Below are 26,956 nucleotides of genomic sequence, written 5' to 3'. Positions count from 1 at the left end.
AGGGCTTGCCGATCAGAGAGTGGTGTGCAACTGCAGGTCATCCTGTGGCATGGGCACGGAGAAAAAGTACCCTTGCGCCTGCCCGGCGCCAATGTCACGCAACAATTCCAGGGTGGCCTGGTCTTCGACCCCCTCGGCCACCACGGTCAGGTCCAGCGACTCGGCCATGCGCACGATGGCGCGCACGATGGCCCGGCTACGGGCGCTGGTGCTGAGCTCGAAGATGAACGACTTGTCGATCTTGAGCCCGCTGAAGTGGTACTGGTGCACGTAACTGAGGGACGAAAATCCCGCGCCGAAGTCATCGAGCACCACCGACACGCCATTATCGGCCAGGTGCTTCATGGTCTGGCGCGCCTGCTCGGGCTCGGCCACCAGTGCACCTTCGGTCAGTTCCAGGCAGATGCGCGAGGGGGCCACGCCCTGCCCGGCCAGCATGGCCAGCACGTCGGCGGCAAATTCCGGCCGGGTAATGCTGTAGCTGGAGCAGTTGACGTGCACCGTCGGCCAGTGGGCGTTGGCCGGCAGTGCCAGGATGGCAATGACTTGCTGCAACATGTAGACGTCAAGACGCCCGATCAGGCGCAAACCCTCAAGCGCCGGCAGGAAGTGCCCCGGCGCGATGATCCGGCCATCGGGCTGGTGCCAGCGAATCAAGGCTTCCAGCGCCAACAGCTTGCCGCTGTTGAGGCAAACAATGGGCTGGAAATACGGAATCAGCTCGTCAGTGCGCTTGAGCGCATTGCGCAGCGCACCTTCCTGCTCGACCTGGTCGGACACTTCGCGGCGCAAGGCCTGATTGAACAGCGCAAAGCTGTCGCGCCCGGCGTTCTTGACCCGGTACATGGCGATATCGGCATCACGCAGCAGATCGGCAGGCTCGCGATGGAACTGGCTGTCAGCACCGACCACACCGATGCTGCATGAAGAAAACACCGCATGGCCATCAATGAAGAACGGCAGGTCGAAACTGGCCAGGATGCGCTCGGCAATCCCGCTGCCAATCTCCAGCGAGGCGCCCACCGCCAGCACGGCAAACTCATCTCCCCCCAGGCGCGCCAGCAGGTCGCTGCCACGCATGCAACTGCGTAAACGCTCGGCGGCCTGGATCAGCAGGTTATCACCACAATGATGGCCAAGGCTGTCATTGACCAGCTTGAAGCGGTCCAGGTCGATGAACATCACCACCAGTGGCCGCCCCTGTTCGCAGAACTCATGCCAGTACCCTTGCAGGCGCTGCTGCAGGTGACTGCGGTTGGCCAGACCGGTCAGGGCATCGTGCGCGTTTTCGTGTTGCAGCTTGGCGTTGGCATGATCCAGGGCCCGGGTGCGGTCCTGGACCCGCGCTTCCAGTTGCAGATTGGCCGCATGAATGGCTTCGGCTGCGCTGCGCCGCGACAAGGCCGTGTCGATATGTCGCGAGACGAAGGTCAGCAATTCCTGGTCGCGCAGGGTATAGCTGACCTCGGGCGAGTAGCTTTGCACCACCAGGATCCCACGCACCTGATCGCCTTCGAACAACGGAATGCCCAGCCATGACCAGGAGCGCTGCGACTCTTTCTGCGCCTCGATTTCACCCAGTGCCTCCAGCCGAAAAGCCTCTTCACGGTTGATCAGGCACGGACGTCGCTGACGGATCACGTATTCGGTAAAGCCCCGCTGGCCACGCCGCGAACGGGGCCGTGCGGTTTTCTCATCGACGAAGTACGGAAACGCCACCTCCCCGGTGGTGTTGTCGTACAGCGCAATGTAGAAATTCAGCGCCACCAGCAGCTCGGCCACAATCCGGTGCAGGCGCGGGAACAGTTCGGCCATGTCACCGGGCTGGCTGGACAATTCAGTGATCTGGAACAAGGCACTTTGCAAGTGCTCGGCACGCTCGCGCTCGGCGATTTCCTGACGCAAGGCATCGTTGGCCGCCGACAGTTGCTGGGTGCGCAACAATACGGTCTGCTCAAGGTCGGCGCGGTGCAGCAACCGGTCCAGGGCCATGGCCACATGCCGGGACACCACCTGGAACAGCGCACGGTCTTCGAGGCTGTAGATTCGACTGGCATCGTAGACCTGCATGGCCAGCATGCCGAACACTTCGTCGGCGGCGTTCTTCAGCGGGGCGCCCATCCAGAATTGCGGACGATGCCCGACACACTGGAAGCGCCCTTCGCGCTCGGCCTGTTCGATGCCTGGCGCATCGACAAACAATGAGCGGCCATGGGTCAGCACATAGCCGGTCAGGGACATGCGGGTGCGGTCGAGAAATTCAAAGGCATCAGGCGTGGGCGCCTCGCCATCGATGCTGTCGACATAATAGGGATAGGTGATCGTGTTGTGCACTCGGTCGTACAAGGCCAGGGCAAAATTCTCGGCATTGATCAGGGTCGACAACTGCCGATGGACCCCCTTGATAAAGGTGCTGCGATCACGCGTGGAGCTGGCCAGATGGCTGATCTGGTAGAGCACCCGCTGCGTGCTCTGGGTACGGATCAGGGCAGCCGTCTGCAGCAGCGAGCCCAGGCGCAGGGCCATGTCTGCCAGCCACGATGCATGGGCCTGGGCGTGCGGTGCCAACACCCAGCCCAGTACATCCTCACCCATTCCGGCGACCCAACGGTACAGGCCGCGCGCCTGGCAGAATGCGTCAAAGTCTGCGCTGGCAATCGATTCCGGCCAGTCGGACCCTGCAGCATCCTGGCCAAGCAGACGCTTGTGCTCACCGACACCATAGACAGCCCAGCAGGCATTTGGGTAATGACTGCGTATCGCTTGCAGCAGGCCGCCGATCGCTGCGAGGACCGAGGGCAGATCGCCGGCCAGGCTCAGATCAGGCAACTGGAAAGGGTGGCGCATTTCAACGACCAAAGGAGGAATATTCATTCAAGCATCACACCCGCTAACCTTCTGCGCCCACTGCCGAGGGACCCGTACCCCACGCTGCGGGGCAAGCGCAGTCATTCTATGCGACTGCACGCCCTGCACAAGACCGGGCAGGCCCGTATTGACCTGACGAACGTCAGCGCACCTCGTCTCCCGGCGTTTGACTCCCCAGTCCTGGAGGCGCGCAATATGCGCCTGCTCAAGAACAAGGAGAAATGAACATGGCTAAGATCAATGTTTTAGCAGGGGATTTTCTTCAAGGTGACGGGGAGTATCGCGCTGGCACCCTCACGCTCGTAACCCCACTGTTTCCATGGCCCGGTATCAGTTTCAAGCACAGCGATATCAAGTCCATGGAAATCGCCAGCCAGGGCAGCAACAAGAAAATCGACGGTGCCATCGGCCTGGGACTGGCCGGGGCACTGATGCTCGGCCCGGTCGGTGCAGCGGCCGGTGTGATGCTCGCCCGGGAAGAAAAGGAAGTCACGTTCATGGTCAACCTCAAGGAAGGCCGCACCTTGCTGGCCGCCACCGATGACAAGACCTTCCGGCGCATGGCCCGCCATGTCGGTATGCCTTAGGCCCTGTACGAAAAGTCGGTGAGCGAAGGTCAGGCAAGGCAAAAAGCGGCGAGCAAGCGCAGTTGACACGTGTCAATGAGCATTGCGAGTCGATTTTTAACGCAGCATGGCCGAGCGCAGCCACTTACGTACAGGGCCTACGACACCAGCAACGCCTGAACCATGCAGCGTCACGCCCCCAAAAGCCCGGTGTCTGCCGGGCTTTTTATACGCGTATCGAAAAGCCCGCTCTGAACCTTTGGCCTCAGCAGGGGACAAAGCTTGCCAGGCGCGTACGTGCCCCTCTCTCAGGACACCTATAGCCTTATGAAAGACCGAGCCACTGTCATCTGTAAACGCGACAACCAGATCCTGGGTGTACGCAAGGCCAAATCGCGCTGGAACCTGCCTGGCGGCAAGATCGAAGCCGGCGAGACCCCGCGACAGGCAGCCACGCGCGAACTGCGCGAAGAGACCGGACTGCGTGATTTGCGACTGCTGTACCTGAATGAGTTCACCGGTGAACAGGTGCGTCATTACGTGTTCGTGACTGACGTTCCCAAACATGACAAGCCCAGGCCCAGGAACGAAATCAGCGCCTGTAAATGGCTGGCGGACGAACAGTGGAGCGAGCTGAAGGCCAGCGACACGACCAAATCGATCCTCAAGGCCTTTGCCCGCCAGGCCTGAGCAAACTGCCAACCGGCTCACACCCTGGGCGAACATTCGGGCCTTTTCGAGGTCTTTGAGGGTGAATCAGAACGCCCTCCCGAAGCCACGATGGACACGCTCATGAGCCTGATCGACTGCCCCGAATGCGCCGCCCGTGTTTCTGACAAGGCCTACGCCTGCCCGCACTGCGGCCACCCGATAAATCCAGCCGGCAATCGTCTGCTCAGCGAGAAGAATATCGGTCAGATCGCCGGCGCCACCGGCGTCTGGCTGACCGCGCCCTGGATCGCCCGGATGGTATTTGGCGTGGTGTTCGTGATTGCCACGGCAGCGGTCCTGATATTCAGATAGACCCGCGCATCAGACAGGCCCTGGAAAAAACCGGCCACAAAAAAGGCGACCCTTTCGGGTCGCCTTTTTCTTACCGCCCAGCAGAGCGGATTTGTTTGGTAGGCGCGATTGGACTCGAACCAACGACCCCCACCATGTCAAGGTGGTGCTCTAACCAACTGAGCTACGTGCCTGCTGTGAGGCGGCATTCTACGGAATTTCAAAACCCTGTCAACGAGTTTTTTCAGTAAGCCACTGAAAAAACGGATTTTTTATTGCCCTGCCACGTTTATGAGCCTTTTGAAGCCATGACAGACCACTGGCCGCCCTTGCATCTGCACGCAACGCTCAGTACTCTGCGCGCCTCTTCCCACTCACCAGCAAACAGGAGATTGACCATGAAATACATCATCACCCTTTGCAGGACGAGCCAGGCGTAACGCTCCCTTCGCTTTCCCAGCGACATGCTTTGCCCGGCTGCGGCCTGCCCACCTGACTTTTTATTTTTCCAATCAGGAATTGGACATGGGCAATTGCATCCGCAATTTGTCGCCGGGCGTCTCTCTCATCGCCTCGGACGACACCTGGATCGAAGGAAAAGCGATCCAGCAACTTCAGACCACCGCACGCCTGCCAGGCATGCACCAGGTCGCCGGCATGCCGGACCTGCACCCGGGCCGGGGTTATCCGGTAGGCGCCGCCTTCTTTTCGACAGACCTGCTGTACCCGGCACTGGTCGGCAATGACATTGGCTGCGGCATGGCACTGTGGCAGACCGGCATCGCACTGGCGAAGCTGGACCTGGACAAGCTGGAAAAGCGCATCGGCAATATCGATCAGCCGCTTGATGACAACTGGACCGAAGCGCTTGAAGGCCTGGACACCACCGAACGCCATAGCGCCGGCACCATCGGCGGTGGCAACCATTTCGCCGAACTGCAGCAACTGGATACCCTCTACGACACCGCTGCCGTGCAAGCACTGGGGCTGGAGCGCAAGGCCTTGCTGCTGCTGGTGCACAGCGGTTCGCGCGGGCTGGGCGAACGTATCCTGCGCCAGCATATCGAGCGCTTTGGCCATGCCGGCATTGCCGCGGGCAGTCACGACGGCCAGGACTACCTGCAACAGCATGATCAGGCGCTGCGCTTTGCCGAGCGCAACCGGCAACTGATCGCCGAGCGCATCCTGCTTAACCTGCGCAGCGAGGGCCGACGGCTGCTGGACATCAACCACAACATGGTGCTGCCGGACACCGTCGAGGGCGTTGCCGGCTGGCTGCACCGCAAAGGGGCTACACCCGCCGACCAAGGGCCGGTGGTGATACCCGGTTCGCGCGGCGACTACAGCTACCTGGTCGACGCCCACCCTTCGCCACTGTCACTCAACTCCCTGGCCCACGGGGCCGGGCGCAAATGGCAGCGCACCGACTGCAAGGATCGCCTGGCACAACGCTACAGCCTGGATCAGCTCAAGCGCACTGCGCTGGGCAGCCGGGTGATTTGTGAAGACAAGGCGCTGATGTATGAAGAAGCCCCCCAAGCCTATAAAAACATCGATTCGGTGGTCGGCAGCCTGGTCGACGCCGGACTGGTCACCCTGCTGGCGCGCCTGAAACCGGTACTGACCTACAAACGCCGGGGGTGCTGCGAATGATTCTGCTGCAATTGTCTTCGGCACAGGGACCGGCCGAATGCGAGCGCGCCGTGGCCAAGGCCCTGCAACGCCTGGAACATGAGGCCCGGGCCTGCGCGGTATCACTGAGTGTGGTCGAGCAACAGGCCGGCCAGCACGGCGGCACGCTGCGCTCGGTGCTGCTGTGCCTGGAGGGCGAGCAGGCGCAGGCCTTGGCCAGTCAATGGCACGGCAACCTGTGCTGGGTATGCGCCAGCCCATATCGCCCAGGTCATCGGCGCAAGAACTGGTACTTCGGAGCCGAGCACTTTTCTGCGCCGCAGACAGACCTGAGCACGGCGATTCGTTTTGAAACCACCCGCTCCGGCGGACCTGGTGGCCAGCACGTCAATACCACCGACTCTGCCGTACGCGCCACCCATGTGGCCAGCGGCATCACGGTCAAGGTACAAAGCGAGCGTAGCCAGCACGCCAACAAGCGCCTGGCCGTCATGCTGATCGGCCAGCGACTGCAAACCTTGCACAATGCCCGGCAAGCCGAGCTTAAAACGTCACGGCATCTGTCTCATCAGCGTGTCGAACGCGGCAATGCAGGCAGGCGCTTTGTCGGTGAGGACTTCATACCCGCATGAAACACGCAGGCCGCCGCCCTTTGGTGGCCTGCACACTTATTCAACTATCTCAGCTCTCGATCCGATTTCGCCCGCCCGCCTTGGCCCTGTACAGGGCACAGTCCGCCACCTCGACAATCGAAGGCGCACACAGCACTGCCTCATCCCCTGACATGCAGGCAATACCGATGCTCATGGTCACACGGCCACACGGGCTGGCGGCATGGGCGATACCGGCCTCGGCCAACGCCTGCTGCATCGCGGCAGCCAACTGGCGTGCCCCCTCAAGGTCAGTGTCCGGCAGGATGACCGCCAACTCTTCCCCGCCGTAGCGGGCCACCAGGTCCGAAGGGCGGCGTACGCAATCGGCGACAGCAAAACTGACTGCCTGCAGGCACTCATCGCCCGCAACATGCCCATAGGTGTCGTTGAACAACTTGAACAGGTCGATATCCATCAGGATCAGGGATAAAGATGTGCCCGCCCGCTGAGCGCGCCTGGCCTCCAACGCCAGCGTCTCATCGAAACAGCGCCGGTTGGCCAGGCCCGTCAGCTGATCCTGCGCGGCCAGTTGCGCGAGCTTTTCATTGGCATCAAGCAATTGCTGGCGCGCCATCAGCAACTGGGACTGGGTCTCGATCCTGCGCTTGATGAGCTTGAACAGCACCCAACCGGTGCCAAGCGTGAACAGGATCAGGACAGCCAGTACCGTCAGCGACAACAAGGCTTCGAACCGCCAACTGCGCAAAGCCTCCTTTTTGCCAAGCGCCACGGTAGTGATCAATGAAAAGTTTTCACTCTTGCGAAAGGTGTACAAGCGCTCGACGCCGTCCAGCGACGAAGTAAATGACGCCTTCCCCGATTCCCGCCCCAGGAAATACTTCCTGAAGTCTGCCGATTGAGAAAAGTCCTTGCCCATGTCCTGCTCACGGAAGGGGTAGCGCACCAACAACTGGCCGTTGGCAAGCGTCAGGGAAATCGCGCCGTCATCACCCACATCGATCTTGCCGTACAGTTCAAGGAAGTTTCTGATTCCCAGGGTTGCCGCTACGACACCGGCGAAGTCACCGCGCTCGTCATCGACCCGGCGACTGATGGTGATCACCCACTCCTTGTTCGAACGATGCTGTATGGGCGGACCGATGAAGATGTCCCGGGACGGGTCAGCGCGATGATGAGAAAAATAGACACGGTCGCTGCTGTTGAACCTGAGCACACCGGGGCTGCTGGATGAGAGCAGCCAGTTGCCTTCCTTGTCATAGATGGTGAGGCCGCTCAGTTGCGGCATGGCACGGTGCTGAATCTGCAACAGACTTTGCAGCCGACCAGACTGCGCCGGGCCGAAACCGTCGGTTTCGAGCCGCTCGACCATACCGTTGAGCAGCGTCGAGCTCTGGCGCATGATTCCTTCCGAATAGGTCACCAGCGCCTGCGTCAGATTGGCGCCATTGACGCTGACATTGCTCAAGGCCCTCTCCCGCGCAGCCATGACCTTCCAGAACGTGATCAAGACCAATGAACAACATACGATCAATAAAAGCACAATGACGAGCTGAAGATCACGTTTCACTTGAACACCTGACAGCCCTTTCCAGTCCAATCTGCCGCGACCGCCCCTTGAAAGGAGGCCTTGGTACTGTGAGCCAACCCTGGCCCGTCAGGGCGCATGGTAGCACTGGCGCAGATAATAGCCGTATGCCACAACGGTAAAATCAATGACTTGGGAAGGGTATTGGATGAAGTGTCTTATTACTCCCCGACAAAGGGTGGCGCCCCCCACCCGCAGCAGGAGCCCCATGACCACACCCTCAACACTGTGCATCTACCACGCCCATTGCGCCGACGGTTTCGGTGCCGCCTGGGTGGTGCGCCGCAGGCTTGGCTCCGATGTCGAGTGCTACGCCGCCAGTCATGGCGAACCGGCTCCCGACGCTTCTGGAAAACATGTCGTGATCGTGGACTTTGCCTATTCCTTCGACGTCCTGACCACGATGGCCAGTACAGCGTTGTCGGTTCTGGTCATTGATCATCACAAGACTGCCCAAGCCGAACTGGCCAATGTCGCGCCAGCCCCTGAGCACTGGCAGCAAGCACCCTTGACAGGACTGCACGCGGTATTCGACATGAACCGCTCAGGCGCCGGCCTGACCTGGGATTACTATTTCAAAGGCACGCCGCGCCCGGACCTTATCAACCATATCGAAGATCGCGACCTATGGCGCTTCACGCTCGAAGGCACGCGGGAAATCACGGCAGCACTGTTCAGCCATCCGCACGATTTCGAGCGCTGGGATGAACTCATGACGACGCCGGTCAGCGCGTTGCATAGAGAAGGCGTGGCGATCGAGCGCAGCCGGCAGAAAGAACTGGCGGGCCTATTGCGCGCCACCCGGCGCCGGATGGTGATAGAGGGATTCGACGTGCCGGCCGCCAACCTGCCATTTACGCATGCCAGCGATGCCGGACACCTGATGTGCACCGGTGAGCCTTTTGCTGCCGTCTACTGGGACACACCCAAAGGCCGCTCATTCTCTTTGCGCAGCACTAATGCAGGCGAGGACGTGGCCGCCATCGCCGAACGGTTCGGCGGCGGCGGGCATCGCAATGCGGCGGGCTTCAGTGTGCCGTATGGGCATGAGCTGACGCGGTATTTGATGGCGGACGCCACTTGAGACGGGCGATTTACAAAAAACCGGCAATAAAAAAGGGAGATCATTTCTGATCTCCCTTCCCAGCCCGCGCACTGCGCGGGTTTTGTCTGGTAGGCACGATTGGACTCGAACCAACGACCCCCACCATGTCAAGGTGGTGCTCTAACCAACTGAGCTACGTGCCTGCTGTGAGGCGGCATTCTACGGATTTTCAAAACCCTGTCAAACGTTTTTTTCGCTAAGCCACTGAATTCGAAAACTTTTTGCAGGTTATGCGTTTTGCATCCTTGAGGATCTCGGGTAGGATCGCCACTATTCGTCAAGAATTTTAAACGGAGCATCCGCATGGCGAGCATGGCCTACCCCCAGTCGTACTACGCAGCCTCAGCCAACCCGGTGCCTGAGCGCCCTGCCCTGCAAGGCGATATCGACACCGATGTGTGCATCATCGGTGCCGGCTATACCGGGCTTTCCAGCGCGTTGTTTCTGCTTGAGCACGGGTTCAAGGTGACGGTGCTGGAAGCGGCGAAAGTCGGTTTTGGCGCCTCGGGGCGCAATGGCGGGCAGATCGTCAACAGCTACAGCCGCGACATCGATGTGATCGAACGCAGCGTGGGTGCGGATCAGGCGCAGTTGCTCGGGCACATGGCTTTCGAAGGCGCGCGCATCATTCGCGAGCGCATTTCGCGCTACGCCATCCAGTGCGACCTGAAAGACGGCGGTGTGTTCGCAGCCTTGAACGCCCGGCAGATGGGCCACCTGGAAGCGCAAAAACGCCTGTGGGAGCGCTACGGCCATACTCAGTTGCAACTGCTGGACACCGCGCGCATGCGCGAGGTGGTGCAGTGCGACCAGTATGTGGGCGGCATGCTGGACATGAGCGGCGGGCATATCCATCCGTTGAACCTGGCCTTGGGCGAGGCCGCTGCAGTGGAGTCGCTGGGCGGCGTCATCCATGAGCAGTCGCCGGCCATTCGCATCGACCGCGGTGCCACGCCGGTGGTGCATACGGCGCAAGGCCGGGTACGGACACGCTTCGTGATCGTGGCGGGCAATGCCTACCTGGGCAATCTGGTGCCGGAGCTGGCGGCCAAGTCCATGCCGTGCGGCACCCAGGTGATTGCCACGGCGCCGCTGGGCGATGAACTGGCCCGCACGCTGCTGCCCCAGGATTACTGCGTCGAAGACTGCAACTACCTGCTGGACTATTACCGCCTGACCGCCGACAAGCGCCTGATCTTCGGCGGTGGCGTAGTGTATGGCGCGCGCGATCCTGCCAATATCGAGGCGATCATCCGGCCGAAAATGCTCAAGGTCTTCCCGCAACTCAAGGACGTGAAGATCGATTACGCCTGGACCGGCAACTTCCTGCTGACCCTGTCGCGCCTGCCCCAGGTCGGCCGCCTGGGCGACAACATCTATTATTCCCAGGGATGCAGCGGGCATGGTGTGACCTATACGCACCTGGCCGGCAAGGTGCTGGCCGAAGCACTGCGCGGCCAGGCCGAACGCTTCGACGCCTTTGCCAACCTGCCGCATTATCCGTTCCCGGGCGGACAACTGTTGCGCACGCCCTTTACCGCGCTGGGTGCCTGGTACTACAGCCTGCGGGATAGGCTGGGGTTCTGAACACCAGCCCCTAGGCTCTGTACGTAAAGTGGCTGCGCTCGGCCATGCTGCGTTAAAAAGCGACTCGCAATGCTCATTGACACATGTCAACTGCGCTTGCTCGCCGCTTTTTGCCTTGCCTGGCCTTCGCTCACCGACTTTTCGTACAGAGCCTAACGGCCGATGGTCCTGACCGCTTCACCGGCCGCCTGCTCCTGACCGGCCCTGGCCAGTGCCTCGGCCGCCTGCAGCCAGCGCTGGCGATCAACGTTGGCGGGCAACTGGCGAGGCCCCTGGACCAGCACCGCCCAATGGCCGGCGCTCTCCCAGGCCGAAGCGAAACTGTCAAACTTCATCAACAGCCGGCGGTTCATGCCGGCCTGCAGCAACATCCCGTCGCGGTAACGGTCATAACCGACCAATACCGCATAGCGCGGCTCTTTCCAGAACGCCGACCCTTCAGTAAAACGCAGCAGCACCGGATAACCGGCGGCTACCTGCGCCTTCAGGTCGCGCACCTGATCACTCAGCGGGTAGACCACAAAGCCGTATTCACGCGCCACGCGCTGCAGGTTCTGTTCAAGCTGCGCTTCGGCACCGGGCAATTGCAGGTTTTTTTCCAGCAACCCCGGCGTGGTGCCCATGTTCTGGTGCGCCAGCATCGTGGCCAGGGCACCGGGGCCGCTCTGGAAGGCATTGCCACGAAAGAACGGCATCGAGGTGAGTTCGACCCGGTCGGGCAGCCCCTGCGGGTCAGGTGGCAGCGCGTGCAGCGTACGCGACGACGAACAACCGCCCATGACCGCCAGCATGGCAACCGCCAGCACAACCGTGACGGCTCTGGACGCAAATGATACCGGCAACATGTTCCCTCACTTGATCGAACGCCAGGCGACCTCTGACCTGGCGGGAATGCCGATCATAGAGCGGTGCAAGCTGCCGGTATAGCCCAAGGGTCTGTCACTTGGCCTGCATAGACCAAAACGGTCGAAGCGCGTGACCACTTGTCAAGCCGGCGAAACACCCCCCGGTCTAGACTGTCGGTTACTAAGACTGCAACAGATTGCAGCTGTGGAGGTGTACTCATGAACCTGGAAATGACCATTGTGATGCTGATCGCTGCCTGGCTGGCTGTTGCCTGCGCCATGTTGTGGGGTGTGATGCGCATTGCTCGTCGTCATCACCCTCATCCCACCCAGACCGCGCCTGCCGCCCGACCGCAAAAACCGGCCAGACCCTGCAAGACCCGACCGGCCACCGCACACTGAATCTTCATACGCCCTCATGCAAAACGGCCGGCCCCATGACAGGACCGACCGTTTTTTTGCTTCAAGCCTTGGCGTGTGTCAGCCCGGCCGTTGCTGCAACCCTGATCAGGCCGCTGCGGATTTCTTGCGTTTGGAACGACGCGCCAGCATGTTCAGCACCTCGATCAGGGCCGAGAAAGCCATCGCCGCGTACACATAGCCTTTAGGCACATGGGCACCAAAGCCTTCGGCGATCAGCGTCATGCCGATCATGATCAGGAAACCCAGCGCCAGCATCACGACACTTGGATTGTCATTGATGAACTTGGCCAGCGGGTCAGCCGCTACCAGCATCACCACGACCGCAGCCACGACCGCAATGATCATGATCGGCAAGTGCTCGGTCATGCCCACGGCGGTGATGATGCTGTCGATGGAGAACACCAGGTCAAGCATCAGGATCTGTGCAATCGCCGCGCCCATGCTCAGGGTTACCTTGGAGCCGACCGTGTCTTCCTTGTCGTGCGCCTCATCCATGCTGTGGTGGATTTCCGTGGTCGCTTTCCAGACCAGGAACAGGCCACCGGCGATCAGGATCATGTCCTTCCAGGAGAACGTCTGCCCCAACAGTTCAATGACAGGTTCCGTCAACTGCACGATCCAGGCCACGGTGCTGAGCAGGCCCAGGCGCATGATCAGCGCCATGCCGATACCCAGTCGACGGGCCTTGGGACGTTGATGCTCAGGCAGCTTGTTGGTCAGGATCGAGATAAAGATCAGGTTGTCGATGCCCAGCACGACCTCCATCACCACCAGTGTTGCCAGCGCCACCCAGGCCGCCGGACTTGCCGCAAGTTCCAACAGGTATTCCATATGTATGTCCCGAATAAGCCAAGGTTAATAACGTCAGATTTCCTGCCCGGCCTGAGTGCCGGATTCTTTTGGCTTTGCCGCAGGCTCTGCGACCGACAGCTCTTGCCGAGCCTCTTCCAGCGCCTCGGTGGCCGCCTTGTGGGTGTCGTCGATCGCCTGCTTGGCGGAACTGGCCGCCGTGTCGAGCATCTGCTTGCCGGTTGTTTCAACCTGGTCGCAGCCACTCATTACAACCACAGAACATGTCAACAATAATGCAGCATAGATGGGGTGCTTCATGGCTTCCTCGTTCATCAGGGCCGACCGCGTGAGCGGCATGGCGATGAGGAAGCATTCTAGAGACCTTGTAACATCAGGAAAATTCGCATTTTTAAGGTGTATACTTCGGTTTTTACGAAGTGTTACAAGTCCATGCTTAATTACCGTCAATTACATTATTTCTGGGTGGTCGCCCGGACTGGCAGCATCGTACGCGCTTGCGAGCAATTAAGCCTTACGGCGCAGACCATCAGCGGGCAGATCAGCCTGCTGGAACAGACCCTGGGCGTCGACCTGTTTCAGCGCGTGGGTCGCCAACTGGAGCTGACCGAGGCGGGACGCCTGGCCCTGCCCTACGCCGAGCAGATGTTCCAGCTGGGCAACGAACTGGAAACCGTGCTGCGCTCGCGGCCTGACGAGCAGCAGATCCTGTTTCGCATCGGTGTGGCCGACGTGGTGCCCAAGTCCATCGTCTACCGGCTTATCGCGCCGACCATGGAACTGAGCGAGCCGGTGCGCATCACCTGCCGCGAAGACAAGCTGGAGCGCCTGCTGGCCGACCTCGCCATCCAGCGTCTGGACATGGTCGTCTCCGACAGCCCCATGCCCCCGCACCTGGACATCCGCGGCTACAGCCAGAAACTGGGCGAATGCGGCATCAGCTTCTTTGCCACCGAAGAAGTCGCCCAACGTCTGCACCCCGATTTCCCCATGGCCTTAAACGATGCCCCGCTGTTGATTCCGGGCCAGGACACGGTGGTACGCGGGCGACTGATGCGCTGGTTCGCCGAGCAAAAGCTGCGGCCGCGCATCATTGGCGAATTCGACGACAGTGCGTTGATGAAAGCGTTTGGCCAGTCCGGCAGCGGTGTATTCGTGGCCCCCAGCGTGATCGCTGACGAAGTCCAGGCCCAGTACGGCGTGCGCCTGATCGGTCAGACCGATGCGGTGACAGAATCGTTCTATGCCATCACCGTCGAGCGCAAGGTGCGCCACCCCGGCGTCGTGGCGATTACCGAGGGGGCGCGCAACAAGCTGTTCAGCGAATGATCAGGCCATGGCCGGCACGTTGACCCTAATCATGCCCAGCGCCAGCAGGATCGCGAGCAGCATGATGCCGGCCGCTGACAACAGAACGATGGACAACATTCCACAACGACGCGCCTTATCGCGGCATGGGCGATAAAGCACAGAATGAACAGGACACGAGGGTGGGGTTTATACAGGTGACGGCCTGGACGATTATAGACGTCCGGGCGAGCCGTTCGTTGCGACTTTTTGCCCGGCAATACGTTGCCCACTGGTAATAATCCGCGCCAGACCCTAGGCTGGCGGCCTGCCATCGCTCAGGGAGTACAGCATGTCCGATACCCTCGAAACCCCTCAAGCCTCTCAAGGCCTGCAACTGGACAGCAGCCAGGTCCGGGTGCTCGGTTGCCTGATCGAGAAAAAGGCCACCAACCCGGAAACCTACCCGCTGACCCTCAATGCGCTGATGCTGGCCTGCAACCAGAAAACCAGCCGCGACCCGGTCATGAACCTGACCCAGGGCCAGATCGGCCAGAGCCTGCGCAGCCTGGAAAACCTCGGCCTGGCGCGCCTGGTGATGGGCAGTCGCGCCGATCGCTGGGAACACCGGGCCGACAAGCACCTGGAACTGGTGCCGGCGCAGTTGATCCTGACCGGCCTGTTGCTGCTGCGCGGCCCGCAGACCGTCAACGAACTGCTGACCCGCAGCAACCGCATGCACGACTTCGAAGACGCCGAACAGGTCGTGCACCAGCTCGACCGCCTGATCGCCCGTGGCCTGGCTTCACAGCTGCCACGCCAGAGCGGCCAGCGCGAAGATCGCTACATGCATGCAATGGGCAGCGAGCAGGACCTGCAGGCCCTGCTGGTCAACCGTCAGCAAGCCCCGGAGCGCCATGCGCCGCCGCCGTCGTCCGAGCGCCTGGACGAGCTGGAGGCGCGCATTGCCGCCCTGGAAGAACGACTGGCGCAGTTGGAGGGCTGACCTCAAACCGCCCGGGCAAAGGCCGCCGCACGCTGGTACTGCTCCTCGGTGGGGCGCACGCCGGTGTACAGCACGAACTGCTCCAGCGCCTGGATCGCGGCCACCTGGTCACCGCTGATCAGCTGTTTGCCGAGCCGGCGCCCGGCCTGGATCAACGGGGTCTCGGCCGGCGTGGCCACCACATCGAACAGGGTCTGGGCAGCCTCGATGGCCGCCAGGTCAAAGGCCAGTTCATCAGCCTGCGGCCCGGTCATGCCCAGCGGCGTGACATTGACCAGCAAGGGCGGCCGCTCATCGCCCAGCTCAGGCTGCCAGCGCAACCCGCAGGCGTCGGCCAGGCGCCGTCCGGCCGCTTCGTTACGGGCCACGATCAACCCCTCGGTAAAGCCGGCATCGCGCATGGCACAGGCCACGGCCTTGGCCATGCCGCCACTGCCGCGCAGGGCGAACGGCGTGCGCGGCACGGCGTGGGCATCGAGCAACTGCGCCACGGCGATGTAGTCGGTGTTGTAGGCCTTGAGATGACCGCCCGTATTGACGATGGTGTTGATCGAGTCGATGGCCGCTGCCGAAGCATCCAGTTCATCGACCAGGGCGATGCAGTCTTCCTTGAACGGCATCGACACCCCGCAGCCGCGTATGCCCAGGGCGCGCATGCCGGTGACCGCGCCGGCCAGGTCGTTGGGGGCAAATGCCTTGTAATAGAAATCCAGGCCCAGCTCGCGGTACAGGTGGTTGTGGAAGCGAACCCCGAAGTGGCCGGGACGGGCGGCAAGCGACATGCACAACAGCGTGTCCTTGCTGGCAGTGACGGGCATGTAAATCTCCTGAACGGTATTGGCTAAAATCGGTATGACAAGCGTACACTCGCACCCATCAGACGAAGCTGAAAACGGTATGTCGCGAAGGCTCCTACCTTACACAAACTTTACCCACGCGCTTCGCAGATCTGATCAAAACCGCTGTCTTAGCATTAACCCCGTAGCCGCACCGCAGCCGGTGCCACGCGATAACGGGTCGAAAGCCGAGGAACACCATCATGATTCGTCATTTACCCAAGATTGCCTTGTTCATAGGCGCCCTGGCCCTGGCAGGCCAGGCCAGTGCCGGTGGTCGTAATTGGGGAGGCCCGGCGATCGTAGGCGCCATCGTGGGCGCCGCCGTCGTCGGAGCGGCCGTGTCTTCGGGTCGTGACCGCGACCGCACGGTGTATGTCGAGCGCGAGCCTGTGTACATCGAGCGCCAGCCTGTCTATGTGCAGGAACCGCGCACCGTGTATTACGCCCCGCCGCCACCGCCGGTCTACTACCGCCCGGCCTATGAAGTGGTCGAGCGCTACCCCGGCCCGCCGCCTGGCTACTACCATCGCTATGGCCCACCGCCACAACCGGTGTACTACGGCCATCCGCGCCGCTGGTAAACAAAAAGATCCTGCCCGTGCGGCGGGGTTTTTTTGGCCTGGCCGCGACCGGCGGGGCCATTTTTTGCACCAACGCACAGTCTGGTGCCAAAACCCCTGCCTCCATCAATGACCACTATCGAAAAGGTTGATTTCTCGGTGCCATCAGTGTTCAGTAGAGTGGCCAGCATGAATCGATGGAGGCCATCATGAACGAAGTACACATCATGTCTGTGGTTGGCAGTGCCGTACCCGGCGCGCTCAGAGCGCAAGGCCTGCTGGCCTGCTGGTACCTGATACGCGACGGCGAGCCGATTGGCGGGCCATTCACTTCACGCCCTCAGGCACAGGCCATTTCCGAACAACTCGAGGCACCCAGGCTCAACAGTTGAGCCATCAGGAACGTTCGGCAATCACCACGATCAACTGGCAGCGCTGGGTCAGTTTCTGCAGGCGCCGCTCCAGTGCCATGTACTCGGTGCGGTCGGTGCGGCCGCTGTCGAGTTCCTCGATCAGATTATTGGCCACCTGACGCAACTCATGGGCGACCACGATCCGGTCATCGTTCAAGTCCTCCTTGTGCGACTCGAATACCCGGTGCAGGTAATCCTGCAAGGTGAACTTCAAGCGGTGCCGGTCATTGGCACGCAAGTGCGGCAGGTTCAGGCTGATGCGCCCGTGCATTTCGCTCAGTTCACCGCACAGGTACTGAATGCGCCGGGCATAACCGACATCACGGATGCGCTGCAGTCGTGCGGCTTCACGGGCTTCCTGCTGACGCTGGATCGCCGGTACCGCCACCGCCAGCAACAGCCCCACGGTCACGGCCATCGCCTGCACCCAACCGGCCCAGTCCACAGGCTTGATGAAAAAGCCCGCACCCAGCATCAGGACAACAATGGCCAGTGTCACGATTACCAGCACCGCATAATCCTTGCCGATCAACCCCTTGGGCATTACCTGACTCCTTGCAACAGTGATGTTCAATAGGGCTGGGATGCTAATCGCTGTCGGCATTCGATACCACGACTATCGAAAAACAGCGCGTTAAAACAGCCTGCCCACTTAACCGTGTCTGAATAAGGCCATTATTGTTCAATTAAAGGACGAAATGCCCGTGCGCCCCCATCGACGCCGGTAAGACCGCCTCCTAAAATGCCCACTTTATTTTCTGTTTCCGTGCACCTGCGCACATTCATCGAGTGAGCTTACTTGAATATTCGTCATACGCTTCTGGGCCTTTTTCTTGCACTCACCGGCCCGCTGCTTGGCAACCCGGTCCTGGCCAATGAATCGGCCGTCCTGGCACGCGACCCGGCCAATCTTCACCTGGCCTCCGGCAGTACCATGGTCGTCGACCTGCAAAGCAATAAAGTGCTCTATTCCAACAATCCGGATGTGATTGTGCCCATTGCCTCGGTCACCAAGTTGATGACCGCCATGGTGGTCATCGATGCCAGGCAATCGATGGACGAAGTCATACCGGTGGATATTTCCCACACGGCCGAAATGAAAGGCGTGTTTTCCCGGGTCAAGCTCGGCAGCCAGCTCAGTCGCCGCGACATGCTGCTGATTACCCTGATGTCGTCGGAGAACCGCGCCGCCGCCAGCCTGGCCCACAGCTATCCAGGTGGTTATCCGGCGTTCATCCTGGCGATGAATGCCAAGGCGCGTGCACTGGGCATGAAGCACACCGCCTATGTCGAGCCTACCGGCCTGTCGGTCTACAACGTCTCGACCGCACGCGACCTCACCAAACTTCTGCTTGAAGCGCGCAAATACCCGCTGCTCAGCGAACTGAGCGCCACCGAAGAAAAGACCGTGCGCTTTACCAAGCCCACTTACACCCTGGGCTTTCGCAACACCGACCATCTGGTGCACCGTGAAAACTGGGATATTCGCCTGACCAAGACCGGCTTCACCAACCAGGCCGGGCATTGCCTGGTGCTGCTGACCAATATGGCCAAGCGCCCGGTGTCGGTGGTGATTCTCGATGCCTTCGGCAAGCAGACCCACTTTGCCGACGCCAGCCGCCTGCGCAAATGGCTGGAAACCGGCCAGAGTGGCCCGGTGCCGGAAGTGGCCCTGCAATACAAGAAGGACAAGAACCTGGCCCTGCGCCAGAACGGCCTGCAACAGGCCAAGGAATAGCCGCAGACGCAGCCTGGCGATCCGCCGCAATCTCACCTTGCAGGAGCCGCTTTAACTGCGAAAAGGGCACGAATGTGCAGCCTTCTTCGCGGCTTAAGCCGCTCCTGCGACGTGATGCCGATCAGTTAAGCCAGTTTTCACCTTTTGCGTCTGACACTCAGTTGATGTGACCCTGAGTTTCAGACCTGGCACCAGACTGTGGGAGGCGGCTTGCCGGCGATGGCAATGGGACAGGCGCAGCAGGCGTATGGGCCTTGCTGGCCTCATCATCGGATCACCGCCCGAAGCAGAGCCCCCTCCCCCAATAAACCGCGTCAGCCTTGACCGGCATGATGAGGCCGATCAATTGAACTGCGTCACCAGCTTGGTATTGAGGTACGCCTCGATGGCTTCGATACCGCCTTCGGAGCCATAGCCCGAGTCCTTGATGCCGCCAAACGGTATTTCCGGCAGGCCGATGCCCTGGTGGTTGATCGACAGCATACCCGCTTCGATGCCATGGCTCAGGGCCTGGGCTGTCTTCATCGAGGTGGTGAAGGCATAGGACGCCAGCCCGAACGGCACGCGGTTGGATTCGGCAATCGCCTCTTCCAGCGTATCGAACGGCACCAGCAAGGCCACCGGGCCAAAGGGCTCGTCATTCATGATGCGCATGGCCGGCGTCAGGCCGCTCAGCACGGTCGGCTCGAAGAACCAGCCCTCGCCCGCGACCGCGTTGCCCCCGGTCTCGACCTTGGCACCCGCACTGACGGCGTCTTCGACCAGGTCACGCAAGGCCGGCACACGGCGTTCGTTGGCCAGCGGCCCCATCTGGGTGTCGGCCTCCAGGCCATGCCCCACCTTGATTTCGCGGGTCAGCCCGACGAACTGCTCGGTAAAGGCCTGCAACACCGAACGCTGCACCAGAATGCGCGTAGGCGAGACACACACCTGCCCGGCGTTGCGGAACTTGGCGGTGGCCAGGGTGCGCGCCGCCAGGTTCAGGTCGGCATCTTCGAACACCAGGGCCGGCGCATGGCCGCCCAGCTCCATGGTGGCACGCTTCATGTGCTGGCCGGCCAGCGCTGCCAATTGCTTGCCGACCGGGGTGGAGCCGGTGAACGTGACCTTGCGAATCACCGGGTGCGGGATCAGGTAACCGGAAATCTGCGCCGGATCGCCATACACCAGGCCGATCACACCTGCTGGTACGCCGGCATCATGAAAGGCCCGGATCAGTTCGGCCGGGGACGCCGGGGTTTCTTCCGGGGCCTTGATGATGATCGAGCAGCCGGCGGCCAGCGCCGAGGACAGCTTGCGCACCACCTGGTTGATGGGGAAGTTCCAGGGCGTGAACGCCGCCACCGGGCCCACCGGTTCCTTGATCACCTTCTGTTCAATATTGGCGCCACGCGACGGCACCAGGCGTCCATAGCTGCGCCGGGCTTCCTCGGCCAGCCAGTCGATGATGTCGGCGGCCGACAGCGCCTCGGCGCGAGCCTCGGCCACCGGCTTGCCCTGCTCCTGAGTCATGATGCGGGCAATCGAATCGGCGCGCTCGCGCACCAGCACCGCCGCCTTGCGCATGATCTTGTAGCGCTCGAAGGCCGACACCGCTCGCCAGGTCGCAAAGCCATGCTCGGCGGCTGCCAGCGCGTCATCCAGGTCACTGATGTCGGCATGGGCCACCTGACCGATGATCTGGCCGGTGCCCGGATCCAGGACCGGCTGGGTGCGACCATCGTGGGCGGCGCGCCATTGACCGTTGATATAAAGCTGTACGTCAGGGTACATCGCAAATCTCCAGTGGCAGTCAGACAGTAAAACAGAGGGCCACTATTGAGTGGCCCTCGTCAAGCAGATCAGTGCACAACCCCGACTAAAGAATCGGCTTGCCCCCGGTGACGCCGAAGCGCTCGCCCGACAGGTAGCTGCCTTCGTCACTGGCCAGCAACACATACAGCGGTGCCACTTCCACCGGCTGGCCGGGACGGCCCAGCGGGGTGTTGCTGCCGAACTGGGACACTTCATCCTCGGGCATGGTGGCCACGATCAACGGTGTCCAGATCGGACCAGGCGCGACGCTGTTGACGCGAATGCCCCGCTCGCCCAGCAACTGCGCCAGCCCGCCGGTAAAGTTGGCAATCGCGCCCTTGGTGGTGGCGTACGGCAGCAGGGTCGGCTTGGGCATGTCCGAGTTGACCGAACTGGTGTTGATGATCGACCCGCCCTTGGGCATGTGCGGCACGGCGGCCTGGCAGATGCGGAAGATCGCGGTGATATTGATATCGAAGGTGCGCACCCATTCTTCATCAGGGATGTCTTCGAAGCGCTCGTGAGTCATCTGGAACGCGGCGTTGTTGACCAGCACATCGATGCGGCCGAACTCATCGACGGTCTTCTGCACGGTTTCCTGGCACACGGCCTTGCTGGCCAGGTCGCCGGGCAGCAGCAAGCACTGGCGGCCGGCCTGCTTGACCCAGCGTGCGGTTTCTTCAGCGTCTTCATGCTCATCAAGGTAGGCAATCGCCACATCGGCGCCTTCGCGGGCAAAGGCAATGGCCACGGCGCGACCGATGCCGCTGTCAGCGCCGGTGATCAGCGCGATCTTGTTCTGCAAGCGGCCGGAGCCGGTGTAGCTTTCTTCGCCGCAGTCCGGGTACGGGTCCATCTTGCCTTGCTTGCCAGGCACCGGCTGGCTCTGCTTGGGGAAAGGCGGACGAGGATAATCAGTCATCGAATTTCTCCTGAGTAGTAAGGACGTGACCTCTTTGTGGCCTCGTGCGCAGGCGCATTGTTCAACGCAATTTCGTGCAACCCTGACGAATGGTCAGCGTGCGTTTTGCGCCGTGACGATCTGCAGCGGCACCCGGATGCAGTGCGCGTCCGGGCAAAACACGCCGGTGTCCTGAAGCTGCACCAGCACCTTGATCAAGGCCCGGGCCAGCAAGGCCGGTTGCGAATCGATCACCACCCGCACCAGCCCGTCGGCCAGCGCCTGGCGTGACAGCGGCGTCGACTCCAGTACGATGCTGCACAGTCCGGGTTGCGGTGGCAGTTGCGCCAGGGCCCTGATGATGCCGTCGCCACCGCCGCCGACCACGCACAGCCCGCGCAGGTCATCGTGCCGTGCCAGCAGCTCCAGGGTGGCCTCTTCGGTGATGTCGCTGTTGTCCATGTTCATCACGGCCTCAAGCAGGCGCAACCCGGGGGCGTACGCGGCCAGGTCGTCGCGCAACCCATCGATACGGGCCTGATGCCCGAGAAAGCGATGCCCGCCCAGCAGCACCCCGACGCTGCCATGGGCATGGCCACAGGTGTGCCGCACCAGCCAGCCCATGGTGCGGCCGACTTCATGGTTGTCGAGCCCGACATAGGGTCCCTCAGGCTCCTGGTGAATGTCCGAGAGCAGGGTCACCACCGGCACGCCGGCGGCGCGCACCTGAACGATGGCCTGGTTGATCAACGGATGGGCAAACGTCACTACCGCCACGCCGTCGTACTGCACGGCCAACTGTTCGATCTGCGCGGCGATCACCGCCGGGGTGCGGTCGTGGATGTAATCGAAGTGGCAGATCAGGCTGGCCTGGCCTTGTTCACGGGCCGCGTCGGTGATGGCCGCCGCCAGGTTGGCGTAGAAGGCCTGCGCCGTGCCCAGCAGCAGGATGCCGAAGCGATAATGCGGGCGACGCTCGCGAATGCGCTGCCCAATCAGGCGCGCGGCAAAATAGCCCACGGCCTCGGCGGCCTGGAATACCTGCTCGGCGGTGTGTTCGCTCACCGGCGCCCGTGCATTGAGTACCCGGTCAACGGTGGCGACGCTCAGGCCCGCGTGAGCGGCCACTGTGGCAATGGTCGGGCGTTTGCTTTTCTTGTCCACGGTTCTGACGACCCCTTGTTCTTGGGTTTATAAGGCTTACTGAGAACAGGCGCCTCTGTTGCGCCTGTACCGCCGCATTCGCCAGCAGAGCTGCCTCCCACGGTCTGATGCCAGGCACGAATTCCCGGACGACATCAACCCTGTGGGAGGCGGCAGGCGATGAGGCCAGTAAGGCCCATACATCTGCTGCACCTGTCCCATAGCCATCGCCGGCAAGCCGCCTCCCACAGTCCGGTGTCAGGCACGAGATTCTGGGCGACATCAATCCTGTGGGAGGCGGCTTGCCGGCGATGAGGCCCGCAAGACCACTACACCTGCGGTGCCTGTCCCACGCACATCGCCAGCAAGCTGCCTCCCACAGGCCTGCATCAAGGCTTGACTGATCGGCATCAGGCTTATTGAGCAGATGATAGAAAACCATCATGGCCCTTGGTGCAGCGATGATAGCTTGATAGAGAATCCCTTCAAGCCATTGAGCCCCTTCTACCTGCGCCCTACTCTTTTCTCCAGTAAAGCGACGCCCTTGATCGCGTGTCCATCGTTTGCGGAGAACAAGAACAATGCCTGAAGCCCTTTCACGCAATTACGACCTCACCGGCCCTGAAGCGGCACTGGCTGCCGAGAAGGGCCTGGTCTCGGCCACCTGGCACCAGACCCCCATCCCGCGCAAGCGCCTCAAGGAGTTGATGCAACGCAGCGACGGTCCGGCGCTGCGCGACACCGCCATCTGGCTGGTGGCACTGGTGCTGTCTGCCTTTGGCGGCTACTGGTTCTGGGGCACCTGGGCCTGCGTGCCGTTCTTTTTTGTCTACGGCCTGCTGTACGGCACCGCCTCCAATGCGCGCTGGCACGAGACCGGGCATGGCACGGCGTTCAAGACCCGCTGGATGAACGATGCGGTCTATCAGGTGGCCAGCTTCATGACCCTGTTCGAGCCCCATGTCTGGCGCTGGAGCCATGCCCGGCATCATACCGACACCATTGTCGTCGGTCGCGATCCGGAAATCGTCGAGCCACGCCCACCTCGCCTGGGCAAGATGCTCCTGAGCCTGATCGGCATCCCGCAGACCCTCGGCACCCTGCGCTCGCTGCTGCGCCATGCCGCCGGCCGGGCCACAGCGCAGGAACTGGACTTCATTCCGGCTTCGGAGCTGCCCAAGGTGTATTTCACCGCCCGGATCTGGCTGGCGATTCTGGCGGCCACCACGGCACTGGCCCTGTACCTGGGCACCTGGCTGCCACTGATGTTCATCGGCCTGCCGACCCTCTATGGGGCATGGCTGTCGTACCTGTTCGGCGTATCGCAGCACGTCGGGCTGGCCGAGGACACCCTCGATCATCGCAGCAACTGCCGCACCATCCGCATGAATCCTGTGCTGCGCTTCTTGTACCTGAACATGAACTACCACCTGGAACACCACATGTTCCCCATGGTGCCTTACCACGCCTTGCCGCAACTGCACGAAGCAATCAAACACGACTGCCCGCCCCCTTACCCCAGCCTGCTGCAGGCGTACCGGGAAATCCTGCCGACGCTGTGGAAACAGCGCAAGGATCCGGCGTACTTCGTGCGGCGTCCACCACCGGTCGGTACCTGCATGCCTGACGACGCCGGCCAGCCTGTGGCCCAGGCCTGATGCCTGTCCCTTGATTCCAACAACAAGAGCCCTCGCCATGACCGAGCTGATGAATGCCCGCTTGATTGACCTTTGCCCTGCAACAGACTGGATAGATGTGTGCGCCGTGGACGACATCGATGAAGAAGACGTGCTGCGCTTCGACCACGCCCAGCGCACCTACGCCATCTACCGCTCGGCCGACAGTGCGTTCTTTGCCACCGACGGCCTGTGCAGCCATGAGGCGATCCATCTGGCCGACGGCCTGGTGATGGACCATGTCATTGAATGCCCCAAGCACAACGGGCGTTTCGACTACCGCACCGGCAAGGCCCTGGGCGCGCCGGTGTGCGTCAACCTCAAGACTTACCCGGTGCGCATCGAGGCAGGCCGCGTGCAACTGGCCACAGAAGCGTAAAAGCATCCGCTGCTGCACAACCCTCTATCCGAGAGTACTGCCATGATCTCTGACACTGCACCCATGATCATCATCGGCGCCGGGCATGCCGGTGGCCGGGCGGCGCTGACCCTGCGCGCCGAAGGCTATACCGGCCCGCTGATACTGATTGGCGATGAACCCCACCTGCCCTATGAACGCCCGCCATTGTCCAAGGGCCTGCTGCAAGGCCAGGTGACGCTTGGGGATTTCAGCTTGTGCCAGGCGGCGCAATTGACCGAACTGGGTATCCAGCACCTGAGCGGCCAGCGTGTGGTGCGCCTGGCGCCGGCGCAGCATCGCCTGCACCTGGCCGATGGCCGGGTACTCGACTACCAGCGCTTGCTGCTGGCCACCGGCGGCCAGGTGCGACGCCTGGCGCAAGTGCCGGCACATTTTGCCAACGTGCTCTACCTGCGCACCCATGAGGATGCCGAGCGCCTGCGCGAGCAATTGCTCCCGGGCGCCCGCGTGGTCATCGTCGGCGGCGGTTTTATCGGTCTGGAGGTGGCCGCCAGCGCCCGTCAGGCCGGGTGCACGGTGACCCTGCTCGAAGCCGGTCCACGGCTGGCCGGGCGCGTGGTGTCACCCAGGCTGTCCGCAGCGCTGCTGTATCTGCACCGTGAGCATGGCGTCGAGGTGCATCTTGATACCGGTTTGCAGGACGTTTCGGGCCAACAGCAGGTCGAACGGGTGCAACTGGCCGACGGCACATGGCTGCCCTGCGATGTGCTGGTGGTGGGCATCGGCATCCAGCCGGCGGTGGAACTGGCACGCGAGGCCGGCCTGGACGTGGGCCAGGGCATCCGTGTCGATGAATGCCTGCGCGCCAGTGCCCCGGACATGTTCGTGGCCGGGGATGCCTGCGAGTTTCGCCTGCACCCGGCGGGCGACTTTCAGCGCCAGGAAACCTGGCGCAACGCCGAGGAACAGGGTCGCCATGCGGCGCTGAACATGCTGGGGGCCAACCAGCCGTTCCGGGGCGTGCCGTACTTCTGGTCCGATCAGTACGACTGGAGCCTGCAAAGCGTCGGCAGCCCGCACGCCGGCATACCCTCGGCCCAGCGCGACCTGCCCGCTGGCGGTTTTCTACAGTTCTACCTGGATGCCGATCAATGCCTGCAAGGCGCCAGCGGCTGGGCACCCGGCAACACCCTTGCCAAGGACATCAAGCTCTGCGAACGGCTGATCAGCGCCCGCGTGCCGCTGGACCCTGAGGCACTGGCCGACCCAGGCGTCGCCCTCAAACACCTGCTCAGGACAGCCCATGCGTGAATTTCTGGTATTCCAATCCTTGTGGGCCATGCAGGATCATCGTGGCCAGAACGCACTGCCGGTCGAGGCACAACTGGAGCGCATTGCTGCCGCCGGCTTCGATGGCTTTACCGATCACTTCTGGATGCCCGCCCCTGTCCAGCGCCTGTCAGCGGCCGCCAAGGCGCTGGGCCTGCAGATTGAAGGACAGCTGTTTCCGCGCACACGTGACGACCTGGCCCGGGCGCTGGACGTCATTGCCCCGCACGGTTGCCATCACCTGACCCTGCAGGCCGATGTGCGTGCGCACACGCTGGGCGAGGCGGTGAGCCTGGTTGAAAGCTGGTTGCGCCTGGCCGAGCAGGTGGACTTTCCGGTGTTGCTGGAAACCCACCGCTACCGGATCACCAACGACCTGCCCTTCACCCTCGACCTGCTGCGCGAACTGCCCGACCTCAAGCTGCTGGCCGACCTGTCGCACTATGTGGCCGGGCGCGAGATTCCGGTGCCACTGGCGGCCGACGACCAGCAGCAACTGCACGCGATCCTGGCCCGCAGCTGGGGCTTTCATGGTCGGGTGGCCAGCTGCGAACAGGTGCAGGTCGGGCTGCAGTTTGCGCAGCACCGACTCTACGTCGAGATGTTTCTCGACTTGTGGCAGCACGGTATCCAGGACTGGCTGGCCAGGCCGGCCAGCGCCGGCACCAGCCTGTCGTTCACCTGCGAACTGGGCCCGCCACCCTATGCCATCACCGATGCCGACGGCCTGGAACTGACCGACCGCTGGGATGAGTCCTTGCAACTCAAGGACTGGATCCGCCAGGTGTGGGCGCAGTGCACAACGGCTACCAACTGATCCCCGCCAGCGAAACCTGCGCAGGCCATTGTTTGTCATGAGTTTAATCGTCGAT

27 protein-coding genes and 2 tRNA genes are annotated in these 26,956 nt (G+C 62.0%); 17 read left to right on the top strand and 12 right to left on the bottom strand.

What is annotated here, in order from left to right; genetic code table 11:
* Positions 1-12: 12 nt before the first annotated feature.
* On the bottom strand, positions 13-2,874 hold the full coding sequence (locus DGA31_RS03635; protein ID WP_109511576.1) for a sensor domain-containing phosphodiesterase: 2,862 nt from the start codon (positions 2,872-2,874) through the stop codon (positions 13-15).
* Between the two features lie 221 nt (positions 2,875-3,095).
* On the opposite strand from DGA31_RS03635, the gene DGA31_RS03630 reads away from it, so the two are divergent.
* The 3 genes from DGA31_RS03630 to DGA31_RS03615 all read left to right on the top strand — a co-directional run bounded on the left by DGA31_RS03630 (position 3,096) and on the right by DGA31_RS03615 (position 4,457).
* A complete protein-coding gene (locus DGA31_RS03630) occupies positions 3,096-3,455 on the top strand; it encodes a hypothetical protein (RefSeq protein ID WP_056839632.1) in 360 nt (119 codons plus the stop codon).
* Positions 3,456-3,761: 306 nt separating this feature from the next.
* Positions 3,762-4,124: an NUDIX hydrolase gene (locus DGA31_RS03620; protein ID WP_056839791.1), complete on the top strand. Its 363-nt coding sequence runs from the start codon at positions 3,762-3,764 to the stop codon at positions 4,122-4,124.
* Between the two features lie 102 nt (positions 4,125-4,226).
* Positions 4,227-4,457, top strand: a complete 231-nt coding sequence (locus DGA31_RS03615) for a zinc-ribbon domain-containing protein (RefSeq protein ID WP_109511574.1) — start codon at positions 4,227-4,229, stop codon at positions 4,455-4,457.
* Positions 4,458-4,553: 96 nt separating this feature from the next.
* Here the strand turns inward: DGA31_RS03615 and DGA31_RS03610 are convergent.
* A tRNA-Val gene (locus DGA31_RS03610) sits at positions 4,554-4,630 on the bottom strand.
* Positions 4,631-4,961: 331 nt separating this feature from the next.
* On the opposite strand from DGA31_RS03610, the gene DGA31_RS03605 reads away from it, so the two are divergent.
* Entirely contained in the window at positions 4,962-6,089 is a 1,128-nt protein-coding gene (locus tag DGA31_RS03605; protein WP_109511573.1) for an RNA ligase RtcB family protein, read from the top strand.
* On the top strand, positions 6,086-6,700 hold the full coding sequence (gene prfH / locus DGA31_RS03600; RefSeq protein WP_056839788.1) for a peptide chain release factor H: 615 nt from the start codon (positions 6,086-6,088) through the stop codon (positions 6,698-6,700). The genes DGA31_RS03605 and prfH overlap by 4 nt, the downstream gene beginning before the upstream one ends.
* 49 nt (positions 6,701-6,749) lie before the next feature.
* Here prfH and DGA31_RS03595 read toward each other — a convergent pair whose 3' ends face one another.
* Positions 6,750-8,249, bottom strand: coding sequence for a GGDEF domain-containing protein (locus tag DGA31_RS03595; RefSeq protein WP_109511572.1), 1,500 nt, complete (start codon positions 8,247-8,249; stop codon positions 6,750-6,752).
* Positions 8,250-8,475: 226 nt separating this feature from the next.
* On the opposite strand from DGA31_RS03595, the gene DGA31_RS03590 reads away from it, so the two are divergent.
* Positions 8,476-9,351 carry a DHH family phosphoesterase gene (locus tag DGA31_RS03590; protein ID WP_109511571.1) on the top strand — a complete coding sequence of 292 codons (876 nt, stop codon included), beginning with the start codon at positions 8,476-8,478 and terminating at the stop codon, positions 9,349-9,351.
* An 87-nt stretch (positions 9,352-9,438) separates the two neighbouring features.
* Here the strand turns inward: DGA31_RS03590 and DGA31_RS03585 are convergent.
* Positions 9,439-9,515, bottom strand: a tRNA-Val gene (locus DGA31_RS03585).
* A 160-nt stretch (positions 9,516-9,675) separates the two neighbouring features.
* On the opposite strand from DGA31_RS03585, the gene DGA31_RS03580 reads away from it, so the two are divergent.
* Entirely contained in the window at positions 9,676-10,959 is a 1,284-nt protein-coding gene (locus DGA31_RS03580; protein WP_109511570.1) for an NAD(P)/FAD-dependent oxidoreductase, read from the top strand.
* Positions 10,960-11,111: 152 nt separating this feature from the next.
* Here DGA31_RS03580 and DGA31_RS03575 read toward each other — a convergent pair whose 3' ends face one another.
* Positions 11,112-11,804, bottom strand: coding sequence for a hypothetical protein (locus tag DGA31_RS03575; protein WP_056839784.1), 693 nt, complete (start codon positions 11,802-11,804; stop codon positions 11,112-11,114).
* Between the two features lie 219 nt (positions 11,805-12,023).
* On the opposite strand from DGA31_RS03575, the gene DGA31_RS03570 reads away from it, so the two are divergent.
* Complete coding sequence (locus tag DGA31_RS03570; RefSeq protein WP_056839783.1) at positions 12,024-12,206, top strand: hypothetical protein; 183 nt, start codon at positions 12,024-12,026, stop codon at positions 12,204-12,206.
* A 105-nt stretch (positions 12,207-12,311) separates the two neighbouring features.
* Here DGA31_RS03570 and DGA31_RS03565 read toward each other — a convergent pair whose 3' ends face one another.
* The gene (locus DGA31_RS03565; protein ID WP_056839782.1) at positions 12,312-13,058 is read right to left on the bottom strand and encodes a TerC family protein; all 747 of its coding nucleotides are present in this window, start codon (positions 13,056-13,058) and stop codon (positions 12,312-12,314) included.
* A gap of 33 nt (positions 13,059-13,091) precedes the next feature.
* The gene (locus tag DGA31_RS03560; protein ID WP_056840168.1) at positions 13,092-13,337 is read right to left on the bottom strand and encodes a hypothetical protein; all 246 of its coding nucleotides are present in this window, start codon (positions 13,335-13,337) and stop codon (positions 13,092-13,094) included.
* Between the two features lie 132 nt (positions 13,338-13,469).
* Here DGA31_RS03560 and nhaR point away from each other — a divergent pair, with 132 nt between their 5' ends.
* Positions 13,470-14,366, top strand: a complete 897-nt coding sequence (gene nhaR, locus DGA31_RS03555; protein ID WP_109511569.1) for a transcriptional activator NhaR — start codon at positions 13,470-13,472, stop codon at positions 14,364-14,366.
* A gap of 310 nt (positions 14,367-14,676) precedes the next feature.
* Positions 14,677-15,330, top strand: coding sequence for a YceH family protein (locus DGA31_RS03550; protein WP_056839780.1), 654 nt, complete (start codon positions 14,677-14,679; stop codon positions 15,328-15,330).
* 2 nt (positions 15,331-15,332) lie between these two features.
* Here the strand turns inward: DGA31_RS03550 and DGA31_RS03545 are convergent, their stop codons facing one another.
* Positions 15,333-16,148: a shikimate 5-dehydrogenase gene (locus DGA31_RS03545; RefSeq protein WP_109511568.1), complete on the bottom strand. Its 816-nt coding sequence runs from the start codon at positions 16,146-16,148 to the stop codon at positions 15,333-15,335.
* A gap of 221 nt (positions 16,149-16,369) precedes the next feature.
* On the opposite strand from DGA31_RS03545, the gene DGA31_RS03540 reads away from it, so the two are divergent.
* Together DGA31_RS03540 and DGA31_RS03535 are read left to right on the top strand one after the other, a co-directional pair.
* Positions 16,370-16,750 (top strand): hypothetical protein, encoded by a 381-nt coding sequence (locus DGA31_RS03540; RefSeq protein ID WP_056839778.1) that lies wholly within the window; start codon positions 16,370-16,372, stop codon positions 16,748-16,750.
* 188 nt (positions 16,751-16,938) lie between these two features.
* Positions 16,939-17,121 (top strand): hypothetical protein, encoded by a 183-nt coding sequence (locus DGA31_RS03535; RefSeq protein ID WP_056840167.1) that lies wholly within the window; start codon positions 16,939-16,941, stop codon positions 17,119-17,121.
* A 4-nt stretch (positions 17,122-17,125) separates the two neighbouring features.
* Here the strand turns inward: DGA31_RS03535 and DGA31_RS03530 are convergent, their stop codons facing one another.
* Positions 17,126-17,686 carry a hypothetical protein gene (locus DGA31_RS03530; protein ID WP_109511567.1) on the bottom strand — a complete coding sequence of 187 codons (561 nt, stop codon included), beginning with the start codon at positions 17,684-17,686 and terminating at the stop codon, positions 17,126-17,128.
* A 255-nt stretch (positions 17,687-17,941) separates the two neighbouring features.
* On the opposite strand from DGA31_RS03530, the gene pbpG reads away from it, so the two are divergent.
* Positions 17,942-18,880, top strand: a complete 939-nt coding sequence (pbpG, locus tag DGA31_RS03525; protein ID WP_056839776.1) for a D-alanyl-D-alanine endopeptidase — start codon at positions 17,942-17,944, stop codon at positions 18,878-18,880.
* Positions 18,881-19,222: 342 nt separating this feature from the next.
* Here the strand turns inward: pbpG and DGA31_RS03520 are convergent, their stop codons facing one another.
* The 3 genes from DGA31_RS03520 to DGA31_RS03510 all read right to left on the bottom strand — a co-directional run bounded on the left by DGA31_RS03520 (position 19,223) and on the right by DGA31_RS03510 (position 22,739).
* Positions 19,223-20,653 carry an NAD-dependent succinate-semialdehyde dehydrogenase gene (locus DGA31_RS03520; protein ID WP_056839775.1) on the bottom strand — a complete coding sequence of 477 codons (1,431 nt, stop codon included), beginning with the start codon at positions 20,651-20,653 and terminating at the stop codon, positions 19,223-19,225.
* Positions 20,654-20,738: 85 nt separating this feature from the next.
* Positions 20,739-21,596 (bottom strand): SDR family oxidoreductase, encoded by an 858-nt coding sequence (locus tag DGA31_RS03515; RefSeq protein WP_056839774.1) that lies wholly within the window; start codon positions 21,594-21,596, stop codon positions 20,739-20,741.
* A gap of 93 nt (positions 21,597-21,689) precedes the next feature.
* Complete coding sequence (locus DGA31_RS03510; RefSeq protein WP_109511566.1) at positions 21,690-22,739, bottom strand: LacI family DNA-binding transcriptional regulator; 1,050 nt, start codon at positions 22,737-22,739, stop codon at positions 21,690-21,692.
* Between the two features lie 560 nt (positions 22,740-23,299).
* On the opposite strand from DGA31_RS03510, the gene DGA31_RS03505 reads away from it, so the two are divergent.
* From DGA31_RS03505 to DGA31_RS03490, 4 genes are read left to right on the top strand one after another with little or no spacing between them, the layout of a single operon-like run.
* Positions 23,300-24,376, top strand: a complete 1,077-nt coding sequence (locus DGA31_RS03505) for a fatty acid desaturase family protein (protein WP_109511565.1) — start codon at positions 23,300-23,302, stop codon at positions 24,374-24,376.
* Between the two features lie 37 nt (positions 24,377-24,413).
* The gene (locus tag DGA31_RS03500; RefSeq protein ID WP_236709432.1) at positions 24,414-24,773 is read left to right on the top strand and encodes a MocE family 2Fe-2S type ferredoxin; all 360 of its coding nucleotides are present in this window, start codon (positions 24,414-24,416) and stop codon (positions 24,771-24,773) included.
* A gap of 42 nt (positions 24,774-24,815) precedes the next feature.
* Positions 24,816-26,066 (top strand): NAD(P)/FAD-dependent oxidoreductase, encoded by a 1,251-nt coding sequence (locus tag DGA31_RS03495; RefSeq protein WP_109511564.1) that lies wholly within the window; start codon positions 24,816-24,818, stop codon positions 26,064-26,066.
* Positions 26,059-26,901 (top strand): sugar phosphate isomerase/epimerase family protein, encoded by an 843-nt coding sequence (locus DGA31_RS03490; RefSeq protein ID WP_109511563.1) that lies wholly within the window; start codon positions 26,059-26,061, stop codon positions 26,899-26,901. Before DGA31_RS03495 ends, DGA31_RS03490 begins: the two co-directional genes overlap by 8 nt.
* Positions 26,902-26,956: the final 55 nt, after the last annotated feature.

It is taken from the genome of Pseudomonas ovata (assembly GCF_003131185.1).
In the GTDB taxonomy this organism is placed as follows: Bacteria; Pseudomonadota; Gammaproteobacteria; order Pseudomonadales; family Pseudomonadaceae; genus Aquipseudomonas; species Aquipseudomonas ovata.
The sequence above is the reverse complement of the archived record's forward strand: the minus strand, read 5'-3'. Positions and strand labels throughout refer to the sequence as shown.

Bases quoted from the DNA above. Each gene is read 5' to 3' on its own strand.
- DGA31_RS03635 (WP_109511576.1), bottom strand. From the start codon at position 2,874: ATGAATATTCCTCCTTTGGTCGTTGAAATGCGCCACCCTTTCCAGTTG.
- DGA31_RS03630 (WP_056839632.1), top strand. From the start codon at position 3,096: ATGGCTAAGATCAATGTTTTAGCAGGGGATTTTCTTCAAGGTGACGGG.
- DGA31_RS03620 (WP_056839791.1), top strand. From the start codon at position 3,762: ATGAAAGACCGAGCCACTGTCATCTGTAAACGCGACAACCAGATCCTG.
- DGA31_RS03615 (WP_109511574.1), top strand. From the start codon at position 4,227: ATGAGCCTGATCGACTGCCCCGAATGCGCCGCCCGTGTTTCTGACAAG.
- DGA31_RS03605 (WP_109511573.1), top strand. From the start codon at position 4,962: ATGGGCAATTGCATCCGCAATTTGTCGCCGGGCGTCTCTCTCATCGCC.
- prfH (WP_056839788.1), top strand. From the start codon at position 6,086: ATGATTCTGCTGCAATTGTCTTCGGCACAGGGACCGGCCGAATGCGAG.
- DGA31_RS03590 (WP_109511571.1), top strand. From the start codon at position 8,476: ATGACCACACCCTCAACACTGTGCATCTACCACGCCCATTGCGCCGAC.
- DGA31_RS03580 (WP_109511570.1), top strand. From the start codon at position 9,676: ATGGCGAGCATGGCCTACCCCCAGTCGTACTACGCAGCCTCAGCCAAC.
- DGA31_RS03575 (WP_056839784.1), bottom strand. From the start codon at position 11,804: ATGTTGCCGGTATCATTTGCGTCCAGAGCCGTCACGGTTGTGCTGGCG.
- DGA31_RS03570 (WP_056839783.1), top strand. From the start codon at position 12,024: ATGAACCTGGAAATGACCATTGTGATGCTGATCGCTGCCTGGCTGGCT.
- DGA31_RS03565 (WP_056839782.1), bottom strand. From the start codon at position 13,058: ATGGAATACCTGTTGGAACTTGCGGCAAGTCCGGCGGCCTGGGTGGCG.
- DGA31_RS03560 (WP_056840168.1), bottom strand. From the start codon at position 13,337: ATGAAGCACCCCATCTATGCTGCATTATTGTTGACATGTTCTGTGGTT.
- nhaR (WP_109511569.1), top strand. From the start codon at position 13,470: ATGCTTAATTACCGTCAATTACATTATTTCTGGGTGGTCGCCCGGACT.
- DGA31_RS03550 (WP_056839780.1), top strand. From the start codon at position 14,677: ATGTCCGATACCCTCGAAACCCCTCAAGCCTCTCAAGGCCTGCAACTG.
- DGA31_RS03545 (WP_109511568.1), bottom strand. From the start codon at position 16,148: ATGCCCGTCACTGCCAGCAAGGACACGCTGTTGTGCATGTCGCTTGCC.
- DGA31_RS03540 (WP_056839778.1), top strand. From the start codon at position 16,370: ATGATTCGTCATTTACCCAAGATTGCCTTGTTCATAGGCGCCCTGGCC.
- DGA31_RS03535 (WP_056840167.1), top strand. From the start codon at position 16,939: ATGAACGAAGTACACATCATGTCTGTGGTTGGCAGTGCCGTACCCGGC.
- DGA31_RS03530 (WP_109511567.1), bottom strand. From the start codon at position 17,686: ATGCCCAAGGGGTTGATCGGCAAGGATTATGCGGTGCTGGTAATCGTG.
- DGA31_RS03520 (WP_056839775.1), bottom strand. From the start codon at position 20,653: ATGTACCCTGACGTACAGCTTTATATCAACGGTCAATGGCGCGCCGCC.
- DGA31_RS03515 (WP_056839774.1), bottom strand. From the start codon at position 21,596: ATGACTGATTATCCTCGTCCGCCTTTCCCCAAGCAGAGCCAGCCGGTG.
- DGA31_RS03505 (WP_109511565.1), top strand. From the start codon at position 23,300: ATGCCTGAAGCCCTTTCACGCAATTACGACCTCACCGGCCCTGAAGCG.
- DGA31_RS03500 (WP_236709432.1), top strand. From the start codon at position 24,414: ATGACCGAGCTGATGAATGCCCGCTTGATTGACCTTTGCCCTGCAACA.
- DGA31_RS03495 (WP_109511564.1), top strand. From the start codon at position 24,816: ATGATCTCTGACACTGCACCCATGATCATCATCGGCGCCGGGCATGCC.
- DGA31_RS03490 (WP_109511563.1), top strand. From the start codon at position 26,059: ATGCGTGAATTTCTGGTATTCCAATCCTTGTGGGCCATGCAGGATCAT.